Origin of the sequence: Pantoea sp. EKM21T, assembly GCF_011800405.1 — a bacterium.
Taxonomy (GTDB): domain Bacteria; phylum Pseudomonadota; class Gammaproteobacteria; order Enterobacterales; family Enterobacteriaceae; genus Pantoea; species Pantoea agglomerans.
Map to the genome: position 1 here is coordinate 36,171 of NZ_JAALFV010000016.1, position 20,328 is coordinate 56,498.

Annotated in this window: 13 protein-coding genes; 2 read left to right on the forward strand and 11 right to left on the reverse strand. The window is 58.3% G+C overall.

Translation table 11 applies throughout. The annotated features are described in order from the left end of the window. Positions 1-65: 65 nt before the first annotated feature. The 11 genes from HFD87_RS22060 to HFD87_RS22110 form a co-directional block, all read right to left on the reverse strand. Positions 66-1,349, reverse strand: coding sequence for an MFS transporter (locus tag HFD87_RS22060; protein WP_010248200.1), 1,284 nt, complete (start codon positions 1,347-1,349; stop codon positions 66-68). An 82-nt stretch (positions 1,350-1,431) separates the two neighbouring features. Further along, positions 1,432-2,442 (reverse strand): Zn-dependent oxidoreductase, encoded by a 1,011-nt coding sequence (locus HFD87_RS22065; RefSeq protein ID WP_167423935.1) that lies wholly within the window; start codon positions 2,440-2,442, stop codon positions 1,432-1,434. 10 nt (positions 2,443-2,452) lie between these two features. After that, positions 2,453-3,667 carry a D-mannonate dehydratase ManD gene (gene manD, locus HFD87_RS22070; protein ID WP_010670990.1) on the reverse strand — a complete coding sequence of 405 codons (1,215 nt, stop codon included), beginning with the start codon at positions 3,665-3,667 and terminating at the stop codon, positions 2,453-2,455. Positions 3,668-3,887: 220 nt separating this feature from the next. Further along, positions 3,888-4,787, reverse strand: coding sequence for a lipid kinase YegS (gene yegS / locus HFD87_RS22075; protein WP_033772226.1), 900 nt, complete (start codon positions 4,785-4,787; stop codon positions 3,888-3,890). Positions 4,788-5,007: 220 nt separating this feature from the next. Further along, complete coding sequence (yegQ, locus tag HFD87_RS22080; protein ID WP_167423939.1) at positions 5,008-6,390, reverse strand: tRNA 5-hydroxyuridine modification protein YegQ; 1,383 nt, start codon at positions 6,388-6,390, stop codon at positions 5,008-5,010. A gap of 120 nt (positions 6,391-6,510) precedes the next feature. Next, positions 6,511-7,218, reverse strand: a complete 708-nt coding sequence (gene baeR, locus HFD87_RS22085) for a two-component system response regulator BaeR (protein ID WP_010248188.1) — start codon at positions 7,216-7,218, stop codon at positions 6,511-6,513. Between the two features lie 6 nt (positions 7,219-7,224). Beyond that, positions 7,225-8,613, reverse strand: coding sequence for a two-component system sensor histidine kinase BaeS (baeS, locus tag HFD87_RS22090; protein WP_010670989.1), 1,389 nt, complete (start codon positions 8,611-8,613; stop codon positions 7,225-7,227). After that, positions 8,610-10,016 carry an MFS transporter gene (locus tag HFD87_RS22095; RefSeq protein ID WP_031292679.1) on the reverse strand — a complete coding sequence of 469 codons (1,407 nt, stop codon included), beginning with the start codon at positions 10,014-10,016 and terminating at the stop codon, positions 8,610-8,612. The genes baeS and HFD87_RS22095 overlap by 4 nt, the downstream gene beginning before the upstream one ends. Positions 10,017-10,066: 50 nt before the next feature. Next, positions 10,067-13,141: a multidrug efflux RND transporter permease subunit MdtC gene (gene mdtC / locus HFD87_RS22100; RefSeq protein WP_167423936.1), complete on the reverse strand. Its 3,075-nt coding sequence runs from the start codon at positions 13,139-13,141 to the stop codon at positions 10,067-10,069. Next, the gene (locus HFD87_RS22105; protein WP_167423937.1) at positions 13,138-16,260 is read right to left on the reverse strand and encodes an MdtB/MuxB family multidrug efflux RND transporter permease subunit; all 3,123 of its coding nucleotides are present in this window, start codon (positions 16,258-16,260) and stop codon (positions 13,138-13,140) included. The genes mdtC and HFD87_RS22105 overlap by 4 nt, the downstream gene beginning before the upstream one ends. Next, entirely contained in the window at positions 16,260-17,498 is a 1,239-nt protein-coding gene (locus HFD87_RS22110) for an MdtA/MuxA family multidrug efflux RND transporter periplasmic adaptor subunit (RefSeq protein WP_033772217.1), read from the reverse strand. The genes HFD87_RS22105 and HFD87_RS22110 overlap by 1 nt, the downstream gene beginning before the upstream one ends. A gap of 240 nt (positions 17,499-17,738) precedes the next feature. Here HFD87_RS22110 and HFD87_RS22115 point away from each other — a divergent pair, with 240 nt between their 5' ends. Further along, entirely contained in the window at positions 17,739-18,698 is a 960-nt protein-coding gene (locus tag HFD87_RS22115) for an aldo/keto reductase (RefSeq protein WP_033778771.1), read from the forward strand. Between the two features lie 209 nt (positions 18,699-18,907). Next, the gene (locus HFD87_RS22120) at positions 18,908-20,251 is read left to right on the forward strand and encodes a carbohydrate porin (RefSeq protein WP_167423938.1); all 1,344 of its coding nucleotides are present in this window, start codon (positions 18,908-18,910) and stop codon (positions 20,249-20,251) included. Positions 20,252-20,328 lie beyond the last annotated feature (77 nt).

The window sequence follows — 20,328 nt, forward strand, 5'->3', positions numbered from 1 at the left end:
TCCATCCTTATGGCAAACGGGGCGCAAAGCGCCCCGAAATCATACATCTGTTAGCGAAACAACACTCAGACCGAAACCGGTTTATCCTGAGTTTTCGGACTGCGAATCACAAATAACACCAGGAAGGCACCCAGCGCGGCAACACAGCCCGCCAGGATAAAGGCGCTATCGAATTTACCGGTGTGATGAACAATAAACCCGGTGACGATGGGCCCGATGATGCCGGAGAGGCTACCCACCAGATGGATAAAGCCGCTGATGCTGCCGATACGGCTCTTGTGCACCACATCCTGAATAATCGCCCAGTAGATTGCGCCGGTGATATAGAGAAAGAAAATCGACACCGACATCATAATTACCGCAGGCACCACATCTTTTATCGTACCCGCCAGCGCCACACAAATTGCGGCGGCCAGCAGTGAGACCACCAGCACAATTTTGCGGGACAACAACAGCTTGCCGGTGATGTTAAAGATCTTATCGGAGATCCAGCCACCCAGCGCCAGGCCAACGAAACCGACGATCCACGGGATCATGGTGGTGATGCTCATTGATTTGATATCCAGGCCGTGCGCCTGCACCAGGTAGGCCGGGAACCAGCTCAGGAAGAAGAACAGAATGTAGTTGTAGCAGAAGAAGGCAAAAGCGGTGACCAGGATAATCGGCTGGCGCAGGTAGTAGCCAAACGGATGTGACGTTTCCGACAGATCAACTTCATCATTCGGGTTCGTTGCTTTCAGGCGATCAATCAGCAGACGTTCCTCTTCGCTGACGCGCTTGCTCTTCGCCGGATTGTCAGCGGCGAAGAAGAGCCAGAATGCCATCCACACCAGTCCGATACAGCAGACAATTACGAACGCCGGACGCCAGCCATAGGCGAGCGCCAGATAACCAATGATCGGGCCAGCGACCGCACCACCCAAAGGGGATCCGGCACTCAGTAAGCCCATGGCCGTCGCGGCCTGTTTTTTCGGGAACCAGCCGTTAATCGCTTTGTTGGCCGAGGAGCAGATCGGGCCTTCAGCCATGCCAAACAGCACACGCAGGATCAGCAGTGACCAGAAGCCGGTGGCCAGTGCGGTCATGCCGCAGAAAATGGACCAGGCACCTACCGCCACGGCCAGCACGATTTTAGGGCCATAGCGGTCAGTGGCAAGGCCGCCAAGGAAGTTAAACAGGGCATAGCCAAAGAAAAAGCTGCCGAAGATCATGCCAAACTGCTCAGCATTGATCGCCAGATCTTTTTCCACCAGCGGCACCGTCAGCGACAGGGCGACACGATCGAGGTAGTTAATCATGTAAACCAGGAACAGCAGCAAAACGAGGGTCCAGCGCAGATTCTTGAACATACAAACTCCGTGATCTGTTTTATCTTTATAGTCATGCCGGCGGGTACGCACCGGCTGAGGAGACCTGGTGTTCAGCGGATAATTAACCCATCTGAAGTATGACTTTGCAGCAGGTGCGCGGATCTTTTTCAAACAGGGTCATCGCACGCTCAATCTCCTGCAGCGGGAAGTAGTGCGTGACCAGTTTCTCTGGCTGGATTAACCCTTCTTCCATCCATTCGATCACCTGTGGGAAACGATTGCTGTTAAGACGTGAGGTAAACAGCGACAGCTCCTTGCTGGTCAGGCTCTGCTGAGTAATGCTGCACGGCTCGCCGGAGAAGCCCAGCAGGCCAATGCGCGCGGCCGGTGAGGCGAGGGCAGCTGCTTCAGCAAGAATGGTGGGATGGCAGGCCGCGTCGATAATCAGCGTAGGCTGCACGCCCTCAAGCTGTGCTGCCAGCGGGATTTCGTTGTTATCGAACAGTTGATCGGCACCGCTCTGCTCTGCAAGTGCCAGCCTTTCCGGCAGGCGATCCACCACCATCACCTTTTTAACCTTATAGACGCCCTTCAGCACCTGAATCGCAGTGAGCCCCATCGGACCGGCACCGTAAATCAGCGCGACATCGTCTGGCTGCGGCTTGAGAAACGCGGTGATATTGGCGGCGATCGTGAAAGGCTCAACCAGACTGGCGAGCCGATCGGGGATGCTGTCCGGCAGGGAAAAAGCATTTTTTGCCGGAGCCAGCGCAAACTCGCTGAAGCCGCCATCACGGTGCACGCCAATCACCTGCAGTGTGGTGCAGACATTGGGACGGCCTACCGAGCAGGGATAGCAGCTGCCGCAGCTCACCACCGGATCCACCGCCACGCGGTCGCCCAGCCGGGCCGGATCAACACCGTCACCCACCGCGTCAATGACGCCGAAAAATTCGTGACCAATTACCCGTGGATATTTCGCGAACGGGTTATGACCGTGCCAGATATGCACATCAGAGCCGCAGATACTGGCATAAGCCACTTTGACCCGGACTTCGCCCGCCGCAGGTTGTGGCAGCGGACGTTCAGCCACCACCAGTTCACCCGGCTGTTCAATAACAACGCTTTTCATCAGCTTCTCCTTACCAGTTCCACAGGGTGCCATCTTCAAGACGGGCGACCGGGAGATAGGCAGGTTCATAGGGATATTTCGACGCCAGTTTCTCGTTGAATTCAATGCCGAGACCGGGTTTGTCGCCTGGATGCATGTAGCCCTGGTCAAAGGTCCAGTTAGCATCAAACAGCTCCATCATCTGTTCGGAGAAGCCCATGTACTCCTGCACACCGAAGTTCGGCACCCAGAGGTCAAAGTGCAGTGCAGCCGCCATGCAGACAGGGGAGAGATCAGAAGGACCGTGCGAGCCGGTGCGCACCTGATAGAGCGAGGCAAAATCAGCGATACGCCGCATACCGGTAATGCCGCCCGCATGCGTAATGGTGGTGCGGATGTAGTCGATCAGCTGTTCTTCAATCAGCTGCTTACAATCCCAGATGCTGTTGAACACTTCACCCACGGCAATCGGCGTAACGGTATGCTGGCGGATCAGGCGGAAGCACTCCTGATTCTCAGCAGGCGTCGGATCTTCCATCCAGAACAGGCGATAATCTTCCACGCTCTTGCCAAAACGCGCCGCTTCAATCGGCGTCAGGCGATGATGCATGTCATGCAGCAAGTGCTCGTCGAAACCAAACTTGTCACGGATGGCGGCGAACAGTTTCGGGGTGAAATCGAGGTATTTCTCGGTTGACCAGAGCTGCTCTTCCGGCCAGTTGCCTTTGGTTGCAGGCTCATAGGCCAGACCTTTACCTTTCGCCATGCCGTAAGTGGTTTTCATGCCCGGAACGCCGCACTGCGCGCGAATCGCTTTGAAGCCCAGCTCTTTGTGCTTCGCGTAGTCATCCATCACTTCATCAATGGAGTGACCGGTGGTGTGGCAATAGACCATCACGCCGGTACGGGATGCACCACCCAGCAGCTGATACACCGGCATATTGGCGGCTTTGCCTTTGATATCCCACAGTGCCATATCGACGGCCGAGATAGCGGACATGGTGACCGGGCCACGACGCCAGTAAGCGCCCTTGTAGAAATATTGCCAGATGTCTTCGATCTGATGCGCATCGCGGCCAATCAGCTGCGGGCAGACGTGATCTTTCAGGTAGGAGGCGACCGGTAATTCACGGCCATTCAGCGTTGCGTCGCCAATGCCGGTCAGACCCTGATCGGTGGTGATCTTTACGGTGACAAAGTTTCTGCCTGCGCAGGTTACAAATACTTCTGCCTTAACAATTTTCATCCTGGTTGCCTTAAGTCAGCGTTCAATGATGAAAAAGTACGCTCTTTAATACTACCATACAAGTTAGGGTGGCAGAGTTGTGAACGGAATCACAGAGTGTTTACATTGCCTGAAAACGCCCGTTAAGGCGTGATAAAGCGAGGCAGCAGGAGGGATGTTACGGAGAAAATGGGCGCCAATGGGAGCAGAAGAAAAAGGGGCTTTCGCCCCTGATGTCGGTTCAGGCAAGCAGCGCGCACTGCGGCGGCAGGCGGCAGCTCAGCGCGCCCGCCATCACCTCAATCACGAATTCGCGCCCGGAAAGCGGCTCGCCATCGAGGTTAAAGGTCATCTCATGCGGCGAACGGATCGTCAATGACTCCAGTTGCGTGGTGACGATGCCGGGATTGTCATCGTCGCCGGTCAGCGAGTGCAGCAGGGTAGGCAGCAACTCCTGCGCGGTGACAACACTGACGTCCAGTCGGCCATCGTTGATCAGGGCAGAAGGGCATAACCGCTGACCGCCGCCCGCCTGACGACCATTACCAATACCGATCACCAGCGCATCACCCTGCCAGGCGAAATCGGGGCCGCTGATCTCGCAGGTATCCGGTTTCAGCGTATCCATGCGCATCAGGCCGTGAATAAAGTAGGAGACGCCGCCCAGCGCCGACTTCAGCTTTTCCGGGGTTTCAGTCGTGATACGGGTGCCAAACCCGCCGGTCGCCATATTGATGAAGTAGTGGCTCTGGTTTACCCTGGCCAGATCGATGGCACTGGCTTTGCCCTGAATCGCCAGTCGCAGTGCTGGTTCCATCTCTTCCGGGATGCCGACGCTGGTGGCAAAATCGTTGGCGGTACCCAGCGGCAGGATGCCCAGCACCGGGCGATGATCCGCTTCAGAAGAAGCCAGCGCTGTCGCAATTTCATTGATGGTGCCATCGCCACCACCGGCCACCACGGTCGCGGCCTGCAGCGCAATGGCCTCTTTGACGTACCGGTCGCCGTCACCTTTTTCAAACGTGACACGCACCGCAATGTCGAAGCCTTCTTCACGCAGGGTCGTAATAGCTTCGCGCAGATCATCATTACCCGCGCCTTTCCCATTCAGGATGAGCAGCGTAAGCGGTTTATTATCCATTTTGCGTTCCTTGAAGATCTACAGAGTAAGAAGGGATTTATAACACAGCTGCCAGCAGTAAATTATTGGCGAAAGAGAGAAAAAAGAAAACCCGCACGGGGGAGCCGGGCGGGTAAATGAGGTGGTTCCTGGTAAATCTGCCGTTTATTGTTACTCGTTAGCAGCAGGCGGGACTATAAAGCAGCGCCGCGCAGGGGTCTGTGATCCTGTTCTGATTTCCTCAAAATGTTTCCGTTGGTAAACGATTATGAGGGTCCCGGGTATCTTCACCATGATCAAAGTTGCGCAGCAGCAGTGCAAAACGCAGATCCACCTCCTCTGGCACCCGCAGCCAGACGCGATGGCCATCGCCCGGCGCAACTTCAGTGGGTTCGCCGCGCGCATTCTGCAGCGCGTCCAGCTGGCAATTCAGGTTCCCCTGAGGCGTCATGATCTCCACGCTGTCGTGCAGCATAAACTTATTCTTCACCGCCACTTCAGCCCATTCGCTCCGGCGTTCGCCGGTGAATTCGCCGACAAACTGCTGGCGGTCGGACACCGAAAAGCCCTGCTGATAATTCTGGTAGCTGTCGTGAGTGTGGCGGCGCAGGAAGCCTTCGGTATAGCCACGATGTGCCAGGCCTTCCAGGGTTAACAGCAGTGAGGGATCAAACGGCTTACCGGCAGCGGCATCATCAATCGCCCGGCGATAAACCTGAGCGGTGCGGGCGCAGTAGTAGTAGGACTTGGTGCGTCCCTCAATCTTCAGCGAATGAACGCCCATCTCACTGAGCCGCTCCACGTGCGCGACCGCGCGCAGATCCCGCGAGTTCATGATGTAGGTGCCGTGCTCATCTTCGAACGCGCTCATCACCTCGCCGGGCTTCATCTTCTCTTCCAGCAGAAACACCTTGTCGGTGGGCTGACCAACGCCCAGCGTTGGCGTCACATCCTGTACGGCGACAGGCTGGTGGATACCGACGATATTCCCCACCTCATCCTGCTGACCCTCCGCCACTTTATACTCCCAGCGGCAGGCGTTGGTGCAGGTTCCCTGATTCGGATCGCGTTTGTTCATATAGCCGGAGAGCAGGCAGCGACCGGAGTAGGCCATGCAGAGTGCGCCATGGACAAAGACTTCCAGCTCCATCTCCGGGACCTGCTGGCGGATCTCGGCGATCTCCTCCAGCGACAGCTCACGTGACAGAATCACCCGGCTCAGGCCCATCTGCTGCCAGAATTTTACCGTGGCCCAGTTAACCGCATTGGCCTGCACTGACAGATGAATCGGCATCGTCGGGAAAGCGTCTCGCACCAGCATAATCAGGCCGGGATCGGACATAATCAGCGCGTCGGGCTGCATCGCCACTACCGGCGCTAAGTCACGAATAAAGGTTTTCAGCTTGGCGTTGTGCGGCGCAATGTTCACCACCACGTAGAATTTTTTACCCAGCGCGTGCGCTTCACTGATGCCCAGTGCGAGGTTTTCGTGGGTGAATTCGTTGTTGCGCACCCGCAGGCTGTAGCGCGGCTGGCCGGCATAGACGGCATCGGCACCATAAGCAAACGCGTAACGCATGTTCTTCAGGGTGCCAGCGGGGGAAAGCAGTTCGGGTTTCATGATTTTCTCACTGATGTCAGGTCAGCATGTCGCCTCAGGCGGCAGGTGCAGGGCAGTTAAGCCCTGCAAAAGGTGCGGAATTGTAGGCAGTGAGAAAAGGGAAGTAAATTGATCGGGATCAAACTAGATCAAATGACAGGCATCGGCTTCCCAGCGATAGCCCATGCCGTAGACGGCGCGGATAAAAGGTTGCTCGCTGTCGAGAGTCTCCAGCTTGCGCCGCAGGTTCTTTATATGGCTGTCGATGGTGCGGTCCGTGACCACGCGGTAGTCATCATAGAGATGGTTAAGCAGCTGTTCGCGTGAAAAGACCTTGCCCGGCTCCAGCGACAGCGTTTTCAGCAGGCGGAACTCCGCCGGGGTGAGATCCAGCGGCTTGTCGCGCCAGCTGGCGAAGAAGCGGCTCTCATCGACGCGAAGTAATGAGGCGCTTTGCGGCTCTTCCGCCGACCGTTTTACCCGCCGCAGAATCGTTTTAACTCGCGCCACTACTTCACGCGGGCTGAAGGGTTTACAGATGTAGTCATCCGCGCCCAGCTCCAGCCCCAGCAGCCGATCGATCTCCTCGGTACGGGCGGTGACCATAATAATCGGCAGTTCGGAATGACGACGGATTTCACGGCACAGCGTTAAACCGTCGGTGCCTGGCAGCATCAAATCCAGCAGCATCAGGTCGGGTGGCGTCTGGCGCACATACTCCAGCACCGCGTTGCCGTCGGCGATGTGATGGGTACGGTAGTTCGAGGCATGCAGATAATCGATCATCAGCTGCGCCAGTTTCGGCTCATCTTCGACCACCAGAATCAGCGGGTCGTGGTTTTCCAGGCTCATAAGCGTCTACACAAGGGGAACATAGCGCAAGTGTAGCGCGATTTTCAGTCCACCTAAATCAGAGTGCGCCGCATGAATATCGCCGCCATGCGCGTCAGCGATATTTTTACAGATGGCCAGGCCCAGGCCCGAGCCACCGCTGGCGCGATTGCGCGAGCCTTCGGTGCGGAAGAAGCGCTCAAAAATCTGGGCCTGATGTTCCCCATCCACGCCCGGTGCGCTGTCATCAAACTCGATGCGCCAGTTGGGTGCCTCATAGTTCAGCGTCACTTCAACCCGGCCCCCGCTGTCGGTGTAGCGCAGGCTGTTCTCCAGCAGATTAGTGAACAACTGCATCAGGCGGTCGGGATCGCCAAAGAAGGGGGCGTTATCGGGCAGATTGAGTTTCAGCGTCAGCCCGTGTGCACGATAGCGTTCGGCAAAGCTGCCCGCCGTCACTTCCAGCAGTTGCACCAGATCGGTTGCCTGTTTGCGGTAGGCAAGGGCGCCCTCATCGGACAGCGACAGCTGGTGCAGATCGTCGACCAGCTTGGTCAGCACCACCACTTCGCTCTGCAGCGAGGCGATCGCTTCCGGCGTCAGTTTGCGCACGCCATCCTGCATCGCTTCCAGTTCACCGCGCAGGATCGCCAGTGGTGTGCGTAACTCATGGGAGATATCGGCCATAAAGGCGCGGCGCATGCTCTCATTTTTCTCCAGCGAGCTGGCAAGGAGGTTAAAGTCCCTGGCCAGCTGGCCCAGCTCATCCCGGCTGCTGACCTCAACGCGGGTGGCAAAATTACCGGCCGCCAGATGATGGGTGCCGTCAACCAGTCGTTTGACCGGAGCCAGCAGACCGCGCGCCATCAGCCAGGTTGCCAGCGCCGCCAGCAGCGTGGACAGCCCGACGATAATCCAGCTGGTGCGCCGCTGCTGCTGATCAAAGTTAATGTCGGTGCTGCGCGTCAGCCGCTCCGGCGGCGAGCCGATGACCCAGCCGACCACTTTATTATTGCTGGTGGTGATATTGCGTCGCGTGCCTTCGGGCGGCACCGGCGATTTTGGCCCGGCCAGCACTTTATATTGCTGATCGAGGATCCAGAACTGGGTGCGCCAGCCGTGCGGCGGCAGCTGACTGTTACTGTCGGGATTCTGCTCCAGCGAGCGCAGCATGGTGAACACCAGCCGATCGTTGTGGCGCAAAAAATCCCAGTTGCCGTGCTGCTCATACTGATCGGCCAGGGCATCGCTGAGCAGATTTAACCGCTGCTCGTTGCCGCGCTTAATGTAGTCGACAAAGCCATGCTCGAAACTGAGGCGAACCCCCCAGTGCATGGTAATCAGCACCAGCATGCAGGTGGCGAAAATCGCCATAAACAGTTTGGCACCGATGCCCAGGCGCAGGTTATCTCTCATTTTTTTCTCCGGCGTCGCAAATCAACGTTGGTACTCACCTGTGGCGGCACGCGCCAGAACACCAGCGCGGGCAGGATGATAATCAGCGACATGCAAAGGTAGGTATAAATAAACATCTGATGTTCCGCCGTGCTGTTTGCTGCGCTCTCCTGAGCAAATGCCCCCAGCAGCAGCCCGGCCACGGTAACGCCGATACTCATCGACAGCTGCATAATCATCGACAGCAGGCTGTTGCCGCTGGACGCCAGCTCATCGGGCAGCTCCTTCAGCGTCAGGGTATTCATTGAAGAGAAGCGGATGGCGTTGACCATGCCCTGCAGAAACAGCACCAGTGGCAGCAGCCAGACCCAGCCCAGAATTGCCACCAGCGGGAACAGCAGGACCACCAGCGCCAGCGCCACGGTCGACATCACCAGCACGTTGCGGTAGCCAAAAAGATTGACGATGCGCACCACAATGCGTTTCATCCCCATATTCCCCAGCACCATCGGAATCATCATCAGACCAGCATGAAACGGGCTGTAACCCATGCCGAGCTGCAGAAAGATAGGCGTCATAAAGGGCAGCATGCCGCTGCCGATGCGGCCGGTAAAACTGCCGAGCAGGCCAATGGAGTAGATGCGATTATCAAACAGCTTCAGGCTGAACAGCGCATTATCATTGCTGCGCGCATGCATCAGGTAGAACAGCAGAGAGAACATGCCAATGAGGATCATGGCACCCAGCAGCAGCGGAGAGCCGCCACTGCTGCGCTGACCATCCAGCGCCAGTGTCAGGGTTGCCATTCCGGCGGCCAGCAGGATAAAACCGCCGAAATCAAAGCGCCGCGTCTGCATGCTGTAGTTGGGCATCAGCATCAGGGTGGCAATAGCGCCTGCAATGCCGACCGGGATATTGATCAGAAAGATCCAGTGCCAGCTGGCGTACTCCACCAGCACACCGCCCAGCGCCGGACCCAGCAGCGGGCCAATCTGGCCGGGCAGAGTGACAAACGTCATGGCGGACATATACTGCTCGCGCGGCACGATTTTCATCACCGTCAGGCGACCCACTGGCACCATCATTGCCCCGCCAATCCCCTGAACCACTCTCGACAGCACCAGTTGATCGAGGGTGCCGGAGAGGGCGCACAGCAGTGATCCCAGGCTGAACAGCACAATCGCGCAGAAGAAAATGTTGCGCACGCCAAAACGATCGGCCAGCCAGCCGCTGACCGGCAGCATGACGGCGACCGTCAGCACGTAATAGACGATGACCGAGTGCATGTGCAGCGGGCTGACACCCAGATCGTGCGCCATCGATGGGATCGCGGTATTCACGATGGTGGTATCCAGCGTCTGCATAAAGAAGCCGATGGCAACAATCCACAGTTGCCAGCGGACGTTAGTGCTTTGCGTACTCATCGATCCCCCGATAAAGGCGTCACGCCCGATGCCTGCTGCCGCCATGCCTGTTACGGCTGCTGCACGGCGACCAGCGGGCGTTTTTTACGGCGCAATTTATCCATCATTAAATAGACCACCGGCGTGGTGTAGAGCGTCAGCAACTGGCTCATCACCAGCCCGCCGGCAATGGTAATCCCCAGCGGCTGACGCAGCTCTGCGCCGTCGCCGCTGGTCAGCACCAGCGGCAGCGCGCCAAACAGCGCCGCCAGCGTCGTCATCATAATCGGCCGGAAGCGCAACAGGCACGCCTGGAAAATCGCCTCGCGCGCGCTGAGCTGGCCGTTGCGCTCTGCCTCCAGCGCAAAATCGACCATCATGATGGCGTTCTTTTTCACGATACCGATCAGCAGCAGAATACCGATCAGCGCAATCAGGCTGAAGGGCGTATCGAACAGCTCCAGCGCCAGCAGCGCACCAACACCCGCCGAGGGCAGGGTAGAGAGGATAGTCAGCGGATGGACATAGCTCTCATAGAGGATCCCCAGCACGATATAGACTGCCGCAATCGCCGCCAGCATCAGCCAGAGCTGATTGCTTTGCGACTGCTGAAACACCTGCGCCGTACCGGCAAAGCTGCCGCGCACGCTGGAGGGCACGCCAATCGCGGTCATGGTGCGTTCAATCGCCTCCGACGCCTGCGACAGCGACACCCCTTCCGGCAGGTTAAATGAGATGGTCGAGGCGGCAGACAGCCCTTCATGGTTGACCGAGAGCGGCGCATTTGCGGGCTGCCAGTGGGCAAACCACGACAGCGGAATCGCTTTACCTTCGCTGTTTATCACGAACATCTGCGACAGGGCACTGATATCCTGGGTGTAGCGCGGATCGACCTCCATCACCACTTTGTACTGGTTAAGCGGCTGATAGATGGTGGAGATCTGACGCTGACCAAAGGCGTTATTCAGCAGGGCATTGGCCTGAGAGACATCAATGCCGAGCCGCGCCATACTTTCCCGGTCATAGGTCAGCGCCATTTCGCTGCCTTTATCCTGCTGATCGGAGTTCACATCCGCCAGCTGTGGCAGGGCAGAGAACGCCTGACGGATTTTTGGCTCCCACTCACGCAGGGCGTTGAGGTCGTCCGACAGCAGGGAATATTGATAACCGGCATTCGATTCCCGACCGCCGACGCGCAGATCCTGCACCGCATTCAGATAGAGACTCGCCCCGGGTTCTTTCGCCAGCTTATTGCGCAGGCGGGCGATAATCTCCACTGCACTCTCTTTCCGCTCCGACAGCGGCTTCAGCGAGATAAACATAGAGCCGCTGTTGGTACGCATCCCGCCGGTGAAGCCCACCACGCTCTCTACCGCCGGATCGGCCCCGACAATCTCCATAAAATCCTGCAGTTTACTGCGCATCGCCTGAAACGAAATGCTCTGGTCGGCAGAGATGAAACCGGAAAGTCGTCCGGTATCCTGCTCCGGCATAAAGGTTTTCGGAATATGAACAAACAGCCAGCCGGTCAGGACGATGGTGGCGAAAAACAGCACCATCACCCAGCGCGCATGGTTCAGTACCACGCTAAGCGAGCGGCCATAGCCCTGCTGGATCGCCATCAGCAACCGGCCCGCGCCGCGCTGACGCGGCTGGCTGCGCGGCGCGTGCGGCTTCAGCAGATAGGCACACATCACCGGCGTCAGGGTGACCGAGATAAACAGCGAGATGACGATAGCCACCGACAGCGTAATGGCAAATTCTGAGAAGAAGCGGCCAATCAGTCCGCCGATCATCAGCAGCGGCAGGAACACGGCAATCAGTGACAGGCTCATCGACAACACGGTAAAGCCGACTTCCCGTACCCCTTTCAGCGCGGCGGCCAGCGGCTTCATGCCCGCTTCCACGTGTCGGGCAATGTTCTCCAGCACCACAATCGCATCATCCACCACAAAGCCGGTGGCGATGGTCAGCGCCATCAGCGACAGGTTGTTGAGGCTGAAGCCACACAGGTACATCGCGGCAAAGGTGCCGATCAGCGAAACCGGCACCGCAACGGCGGGGATCAGCGTGGCGCGGCCCGAACGCAGGAAAACAAACACTACCAGAATCACCAGCGCCACGGCGATCACCAGCGACTGCTCCACCTCATGCAGCGAGGCGCGAATGGTGGGTGAGCGATCCTGAGCGATCTGCAGATCGATGGCGGCCGGGATCACCTCATGCAGCAGCGGCATTTCGGCGCGGATGCGGTCCACCGTATCGATGACGTTGGCTTCAGGCGTTTTGCGGATCAGCAGCAGCACCGCCGGTTTACCGCGCGACATCCCTGCGTTGCGTACGTCCTGCACTGAATCTTCGACTGTCGCCACATCCGACAGCCTGACCGCCGCGCCGTTGTTGTAATGCACTATCAGCGGCTGATACTCACTGGCGGTTTGCAGCGCGTCATTGGTACGCAACTGCCAGCGCTGCTGCGAATCATCCAGTGCGCCCTGCGGCCGTCGCTGATTGGCGTTGGAAATGGCGGTGCGCACCGCATCCAGCGAGACGCCCTGATTAAACAGCGCCTGTGGATTCAGGGCCACGCGGACCGCAGGCAGCGAGCTGCCGCCCACGGTGACGTCGCCCACGCCCTCAATCTGTGACAGTTTCTGCGCCAGCTGGGTCGAGGCGTAATCGTAGAGCTGACCCGGATTATAGGTATCCGAAGTCAGCGTCATGATCATAATCGGCGCATCTGAAGGGTTCACTTTGCGATAGGTCGGGCGCGACGGCATCCCGGTAGGCAGCAGGCTTTGCGCCGCGTTAATCGCGGCCTGAACATCGCGCGCGGCTCCGTTGATGTCGCGATCAAAATCAAACACCAGAATGATGCGGGTGCTGCCCAGCGAACTGGTGGAGGTCATTTCACTGACGCCCGCGATGCGTCCCAGCGAGCGCTCCAGTGGCGTGGCCACCGACGACGCCATGATCTCCGGCGCGGCACCCGGCAGCGAAGCCGAGATAACGATCACCGGAAAATCAACCTGCGGCAGCGGCGCCACCGGCAGCAGCCGGAAACCCAGCATCCCCGCCAGTGCGATGGCCAGCGTCAGCAGGGTAGTGGCGACGGGCCGGTTGATGAACAGGGCAAAGAACTTCACTCTGCGGCCTCCGTGCGGGCAAAGCGGCGGCGGGTGGCGTGCGCCAGTCGATCAAACAGCAGGTAGATCACCGGGGTGGTAAACAGGGTCAGCACCTGGCTCAGAATCAGCCCGCCGACCATGGCAATCCCCAGCGGATGACGCAGTTCGGCACCGACGCCGGTGCTGAGCATCAGCGGCAGCGCGCCGAGCAGGGCGGCCAGCGTGGTCATCAGAATCGGGCGGAAGCGCAGCAGGCAGGCCTGATAGATGGCATCAACAGGCTTCATACCCTGTTCACGTTCGGCCGCCAGCGCAAAGTCGATCATCATGATGGCGTTCTTTTTCACGATGCCGATCAGCAGGATGATGCCGATTATCGCCACGATATCCAGCTCATTGCCGCTGAGCATCAGCGCCAGCAGCGCGCCGACACCCGCCGTAGGCAGCGTTGAGAGAATGGTGATGGGGTGGATAAAGCTCTCATAAAGCACACCCAGCACGATGTACATCGCCACAATGGCCGCCACAATCAGCCAGACGGTGCTGCTCAGCGCCGCTTCAAAGGCCAGCGTGCTGCCCTGGAACTGCGTCATCAGCTCTGCGGGCATGCCAAGCTCGGCTTCAGCCTGCGACACCGCTTTCACCGCATCTTCCAGCGAATAGCCGTCAGCCACGTTGAAGGAGAAGGTCGCCGACGGGAACTGGTCGAGATGATTAATGCTGAGCGGCGTGTTGCGCTGTTCAATGCGGGCAATGGCGCTCAGCGGTACGCTGCCGCCGTCGCTGCTGTTAAGGCGAATCGCCTCCAGGCTCTCCATGCCTGGAGTGGCACTATTATCCTGCTCCAGCACCACCCGATACTGGTTCGCCTGGGTATAAATGGTGGAGATGAGCCGCTGACCAAAGGCGTTGTACAGCGCGTTATCGACATCCGCCATGCTGATGCCGAGGCGGCTGGCGCTGTCGCGGTCCACTTTGACATAGGCTTCCAGTCCCTGATCCTGCCAGTCACTGCTGACATCGCGCAGCTGTGGCAGGGTACTGAGACGGGTCAGCAGCGCCGGAACCCAGGTGCTGAGCGACGACAGTGAACCCGATTGCAGCGTGAACTGATAGGGCGTACGGCTCGCCTGGGTATCGATGGTGAGATCCTGTACCGCCTGCAGCCACAGCTGCACGCCCGGTACCTCACTGACCTGCTGTTGCAGACGCTGCTGAATAGCAGGAATGCGGTCGTCGCGTTGATCCAGCGGTTTGAGGTTGATCTGCAGACGCGCGCTGTTCAGCGAGGCATTGGTGCCATCCACGCCGACAAACGAAGTCATGCTCTCCACCGCCGGATCTTTCATGATGATGGAGGCGACGTCGCGGGTGCGCTGCGCCATGCTGGCATAGGAGACCGACTGCGGTGCCTGCAGCGTGCCCTGAATAATGCTGTTGTCCTGCTGCGGGAAAAAGCCTTTCGGGATGATCATCCACAGCACCAGCGTCAGCACTAGGGTGCCAAGCGCCACCGACAGCGTGAGCCAGGGATGATTAAGTACCCGTTTCAGGCCGCGGCCATAGGCGGCCACGATACGATCAAACATCGCTTCGCTGGCCCGCGAAAAGCGGTTCTGTTTGCGCAGCGACTCCGCGCTCAGCATCCTGGCGCACATCATCGGCGTCAGGGTCAGTGAGACCACCGCTGAAATCAGAATCGCCACCGCCAGCGTCACGGCAAATTCGCGGAACAGACGGCCGATCACGTCGCCCATAAACAGCAGCGGGATCAGGACCGCAATCAGCGAGAAGGTGAGGGAGATGATGGTAAAGCCGATCTCGCCGGCACCTTTCAGCGCGGCGGTCAGCGGCTTTTCCCCTTTCTCGATATAGCGTGAGATGTTCTCAATCACCACGATGGCATCATCGACCACAAAGCCGGTGGCGATGGTCAGCGCCATCAGCGTCAGGTTGTTAATTGAAAAGCCGAGGAAGTACATCGCCGCAAAGGTGCCGATTAGCGACAGAGGCACCGCAACCGCCGGGATCAGCGTGGCGGGCACGTTGCGCAGAAACAGATAGATAATCATCACCACCAGCGCCATCGCCAGCATCAGCTCATACTGCGTGTCGTTGACCGAAGCACGAATATTGGTGGTGCGGTCGGTGAGCAGTTTAACCTCCACCGACTTCGGCAGGGCTGCGGTCAGGGCGGGCAACATGGCACGGATATTATCTGCTGTGGCGATGATATTGGCACCAGGCTGACGCTGAACGTTGAGCACAATCGCCGCATCGCGGTTGGCCCAGGCGCCAAGCCAGCTGTTTTCTGCTCCCTGTTCTATGGTCGCCACGTCGCCAAGGCGCACCGGTGCGCCGTTTTTGTAGCTGATAATCAGCTGGCGATAATCCTCCGCTGATTTCATTTGGTCATTGGCTGACAGGGTAACTGAGCGGGTCGGACCATCCAGGCTGCCTTTGGCGGAGTTAACGTTGGCATTGCTGATGGCGGTCCGCACCGTTTCGCTGGTCAGACCCAGCGCAGCCAGCGCCTGCGCATTCATTTTCACCCGCACCGCCGGACGCTGACCGCCCGATAGCGTCACCAGTCCGACGCCGCTGACCTGAGAGATTTTCTGCGCCACCCGCGTTTCCACCATGTCCTGCACCTGCGTCAGCGGCATGCTGCGCGTGGTGACGGCAAGCGTCATGATCGGTGGATCGGCAGGATTCACTTTGCTGTAGACCGGCGGATTAGGCAGGTCGTTGGGCAGCAGGTTAGTGGCGGAGTTAATGGCAGCCTGCACCTCCTGCTCTGCCACATCCAGCGGCAGCGTCAGCTGGAACTGCAGCGTCACCACCGAGGCACCGCCGGAGCTTTGCGACGCCATCTGTTTCAGGCCAGACATCTGACCAAACTGGCGCTCAAGGGGCGCGGTGATGGAGGAGGTGACCACATCCGGGCTGGCACCCGGATAGAGCGTGACGACCTGGATCGTCGGATAGTCGACTTCCGGCAGCGCCGAGATCGGCAGGAAGCGGTAGCCCAGCACCCCGGCCAGCAGGATCGCAATCATCAACAGCGTGGTGGCGACCGGCCGCAGGATAAACTGGCGTGACGGTCCGCCACTATGATCGGGAGGCATGACCTGCATTACTCACGCTCTCCTTTTGACGGCAGGGTGGCGCGGGTAGCGCGCGGTGCGTTGCTCTGCGGCGCGACCACCTCGACTTTTGCGCCTTCCGTGAGGCGATCCAGCCCATCGGTCACGACACGTTCGCCCGCCTCCAGACCGGCGCTGACCACCACTTTCTCGCTATCCTGCAAGCCGGCAATCACGCTTTTCTTGCTGACCTTGTTGTCACTGTTAACCACCCAGACAAAGTTGCCTTCGTTGCCCATCTGCAGCGCGGCAGGTGGGATAACAATCGCATCCTGCAGGGTGTTGACCTTCAGCCGCACATTCACGAACTGATTGGGGAACAGCGTGTCGTCCTGATTATCAAAACGCGCTTTAATTTTGATGGTGCCGGTGGTGACATCAATCTGGTTATCGAGGCTCAGCAGTTTGCCGCTGGCGATCAGATTCTGATTACTGCGATCCCAGGCCTCCACCAGCAGCGATTCACCGCTTTTCTGCGCCTTGAGAATGGAACTGATGCTGTTCTCAGCCAGGGTAAAAACCACATCAATCGGGTGCGTCTGGGTGATCACCACGATACCGGTGGTGTCGCCGCTGGTGACGTAGTTGCCGACGTCCACCTGTTTCAGCCCGACCCGGCCTGCAATCGGCGCGGTGATCCGGCTGTAGGTAAGATTGAGCTGCGCACTGGCGACGCTTCCCTCATCCGCTTTCAGCGTGCCGAGCGTTTCACTGACCAGTGAGCGCTGCGTATCCAGCTCCTGTTGCGATACCAGCGAGGTTTTTGCCAGCTTCTCGAAGCGCGCCAGGTCACGACGGGCGTTGGCCAGCGTCGCCTGATCTTTCGCCAATTGGCCCTGCGCCTGCGTTAACGCCACCTGATAAGGCCGCGGGTCGACTTCTGCCAGTAGCTCGCCCGCTTTCACCTGCTGCCCTTCAGTGAAGTGGATTGCCAGCAGATCGCCATTGACCCGGCTGCGCACCGTGGCCGTGTTAGCCGCGGTCACCGTACCCAGTCCGCTCAGATAGTGCGGCACGCTCTGGCTGGTGGCCGTAGCGGCCTGAACCGGCGCGAGGGGACGACGGGCACCGTCACCGCCGCCTTTGCCGCCACGTGGCGCAGGTGCGTCACTCTGACTGCTGCTCTGCGGCTGGGCATGGCGCTGCCAGGCATAATAGCCGCCAGCGGCCACGGCGATCAGGGCCAGCACGATAAGGGTTTTCTTCATAACAGGATGTCGGGTGCTCATGATTGTTGGTGCTCTCCAGCAGTGACGTAGTCCCAGGCGCAGGCATCAAATGGGTAGCCTGCAAACGACAGAGTGTAGCCGCCTCTGACGGGCAGAAGTTGAAGGAAATAAGGATATCTGTCAGGGCGGGGTAATTATGCCTGTTCTTTCATTAATCGCATCACAATCGTCATAAAGCTGTGAAATCACTTTGCTATGCTGAAAGACAGACGGTTTTTTCAGGCAAATAAGGAGCAGGAAATGAGTCAGAATCAAACCCGGCAGTTGGGTGACAGTGGTATCGCGGTGCCGTTGCTGACGTTTGGCGGCAACGTGTTTGGCTGGACAGTGGATCAAACCACCTCCTTTTCGCTGCTGGATGCGCTGGTGGATCGAGGCCTGTGGTTTATCGATACCGCCGATGTCTATTCCCGCTGGGCACCGGGCAATAAAGGCGGTGAATCGGAAACCATTATTGGTGAATGGCTGAAAAAAAGCGGCAAACGCGACCAGATCGTGCTGGCAACCAAGGTCGGCATGGAATTGTCGCCGGAGAAAACCGGGCTGAAACCGCAATATATCCGTCAGGCGGTCGAAGATTCACTGCGCCGGTTGCAGACCGACTATATCGATCTCTACCAGGCGCACCGCGACGATCAGGATACGCCGCTGGCAGAAACCCTGAGCGCCTTTGACAGCCTGATCAGAGAGGGCAAAGTGCGGGCGATTGGTGCTTCCAATTACAGCGCGGCACGGCTGCAGGAGGCGTTGCAGGTCAGTGAAACGCAGGGGCTGGCGCGCTATGAAACCCTGCAACCTGAATACAACCTTTATGACCGCCAGCCCTATGAGTCGGAGCTGGAGCCGGTGGTGATGGCGCAGGGGCTGGGCGTTATTAACTACTATTCACTCGCCAGCGGCTTTCTCAGTGGCAAATATCGCGAGGCGGCGGATGCCGGTAAAAGCGCGCGCGGTCAGGGTGTTGTAGATAAATACCTTAACCCGCGCGGTTTGCGGATCCTGGACGCACTGGATGCTATCAGCGAAGCGCATCAGGTGACGCCGACGCAGGTGGCGCTGGCCTGGCTGATCGCCCGTCCCGGCATCACCGCACCGATTGTCAGTGCCACCTCGCTGAAACAGCTCGACGATCTGACTGGCGCGATGCAGCTGACGCTGACCCCGGCGCAGATTGAACAACTGAATCAGGCAAGCCAGTAAACACAAGGGGCGATAGCGCCCCTTTTTATGCTGCACCTGTCAAAAAAGACGCACCCCGCCCAGAGAATAACCAATCAGCGATCCCGATCACAAATGCGTTAATAAACGGATGTTACGGGTAATTATGCGCACGTATTTACAAAAAACAGAGGTTATCCAGCACTATCCTCTGCGCGTCATTTTCCGTAACTTACATAAGAATAAGCAAGATGAAAAACAGAAAAGCAGTGCAGCGTTTCCCGCTGTGCCGTGTGGCAACCGGCACCCTGATCCTGGCCATGTTTTCCGCGCAGGCGTTGGCCGCTGACGCCCTGAGCCCGGACTCCGAATGGATGTTTGGTGACTGGGGCGGGTACCGAACGCAGCTGCAGGACGACGGCATTAAGTTTGACGTTAACTACACCATGGAAAGCGCCGCGAATTTAGGCGGCGGGGCGGATACCAATACCACCATGCGCTACAGCGATCAGTGGTCGTTTGGTACCAATTTCGATCTGCAGAAGCTGCTGGACTGGCAGGATGCCGAGTTCCAGATGACCGTGACCAGTCGTAACGGACAGAATCTTTCTGAACAGGTCGCGGATCAACGCACCGGTATGCTCTCCTCGGTGCAGGAGGTTTACGGTCGCGGCCAGACCTGGCGTCTGACCCAGTTCTGGTTACGCAAAGGATTGTTTAACGATGTGGTCGATGTGAAAGCCGGGCGGGTGACGGTAGGGGAAGACTTCGATAACTTCGATGGCAATCTGTTCCAGAACCTGGCGCTGGGCAGCGGGCAGGCGGGTAACTGGCGCGGCGATCGCTGGTTTAACTGGCCTGTCTCGCAGTGGGGCGGCCGGGTGAAATTCAATATCACGCCGGACGTTTTCTTCCAGGTCGGTTTCTATAATCAGAACCGCGCTAACTACGATCGCGGTGATGGCTTCCGTCTGGATACCAGCAATTCAGAAGGGAATCTGGTGCCGGTCGAACTGGGCTGGAAACCGACCTTCGGGCCGGAGAGATTACCGGGTAACTACCGCATCGGCTATTACTATTCCTCGGTGGATGGCGATGTTTATGGCAGCTGGCGCAACGGCGGCTATCAGGATCAGGCCCATTCCTATGGCGGCTATCTGCTGTTACAGCAACAGCTGACCGCGCAGGATGGCGATGTGAATCGCGGTCTGGGCGTGCGGGTGCAGGCGGTGATGAACGATCACAAGACCTCAAAGACCGACAACTATCAGTCTATTGCGTTTACCTGGACAGGACCGTTTGATGCCCGTCCTCAGGATGAGATCGGCGTGGGCGCGTCACGGATTCATGTGAACAGCGACTATACCCGCTCACTGCGTCAGCAGAATCAGGCTAATGGCGAGAGCCGCTTTGACAGCCCGACCTATCTGCCGATTCAGGAAGGTTCAGAGTACAACTATGAGGTTTACTACAACGCCAAAGTAACTAACTGGATGTCACTGCGACCTAACCTGCAGTATGTGGTTGCCCCGGGTGCAGTCAGTAAAGTGAAAGATGCGTTTATCGGCGGTATCAGCGCCAATATTGCATTCTGATTTTCCGGGCGAGCGAGCCGCAGTGCGGGCCAGCGCACCTCTGCTGCTGCCGGGCCGTCCTCGCGCCGCTCACGCGG

Bases quoted from the DNA above. Each gene is read 5' to 3' on its own strand.
- HFD87_RS22120 (WP_167423938.1), top strand. From the start codon at position 18,908: ATGAAAAACAGAAAAGCAGTGCAGCGTTTCCCGCTGTGCCGTGTGGCA.
- HFD87_RS22110 (WP_033772217.1), bottom strand. From the start codon at position 17,498: ATGAGCACCCGACATCCTGTTATGAAGAAAACCCTTATCGTGCTGGCC.
- HFD87_RS22095 (WP_031292679.1), bottom strand. From the start codon at position 10,016: ATGAGTACGCAAAGCACTAACGTCCGCTGGCAACTGTGGATTGTTGCC.
- baeS (WP_010670989.1), bottom strand. From the start codon at position 8,613: ATGAGAGATAACCTGCGCCTGGGCATCGGTGCCAAACTGTTTATGGCG.
- HFD87_RS22065 (WP_167423935.1), bottom strand. From the start codon at position 2,442: ATGAAAAGCGTTGTTATTGAACAGCCGGGTGAACTGGTGGTGGCTGAA.
- manD (WP_010670990.1), bottom strand. From the start codon at position 3,667: ATGAAAATTGTTAAGGCAGAAGTATTTGTAACCTGCGCAGGCAGAAAC.
- HFD87_RS22060 (WP_010248200.1), bottom strand. From the start codon at position 1,349: ATGTTCAAGAATCTGCGCTGGACCCTCGTTTTGCTGCTGTTCCTGGTT.
- HFD87_RS22105 (WP_167423937.1), bottom strand. From the start codon at position 16,260: ATGCAGGTCATGCCTCCCGATCATAGTGGCGGACCGTCACGCCAGTTT.
- yegS (WP_033772226.1), bottom strand. From the start codon at position 4,787: ATGGATAATAAACCGCTTACGCTGCTCATCCTGAATGGGAAAGGCGCG.
- HFD87_RS22115 (WP_033778771.1), top strand. From the start codon at position 17,739: ATGAGTCAGAATCAAACCCGGCAGTTGGGTGACAGTGGTATCGCGGTG.
- baeR (WP_010248188.1), bottom strand. From the start codon at position 7,218: ATGAGCCTGGAAAACCACGACCCGCTGATTCTGGTGGTCGAAGATGAG.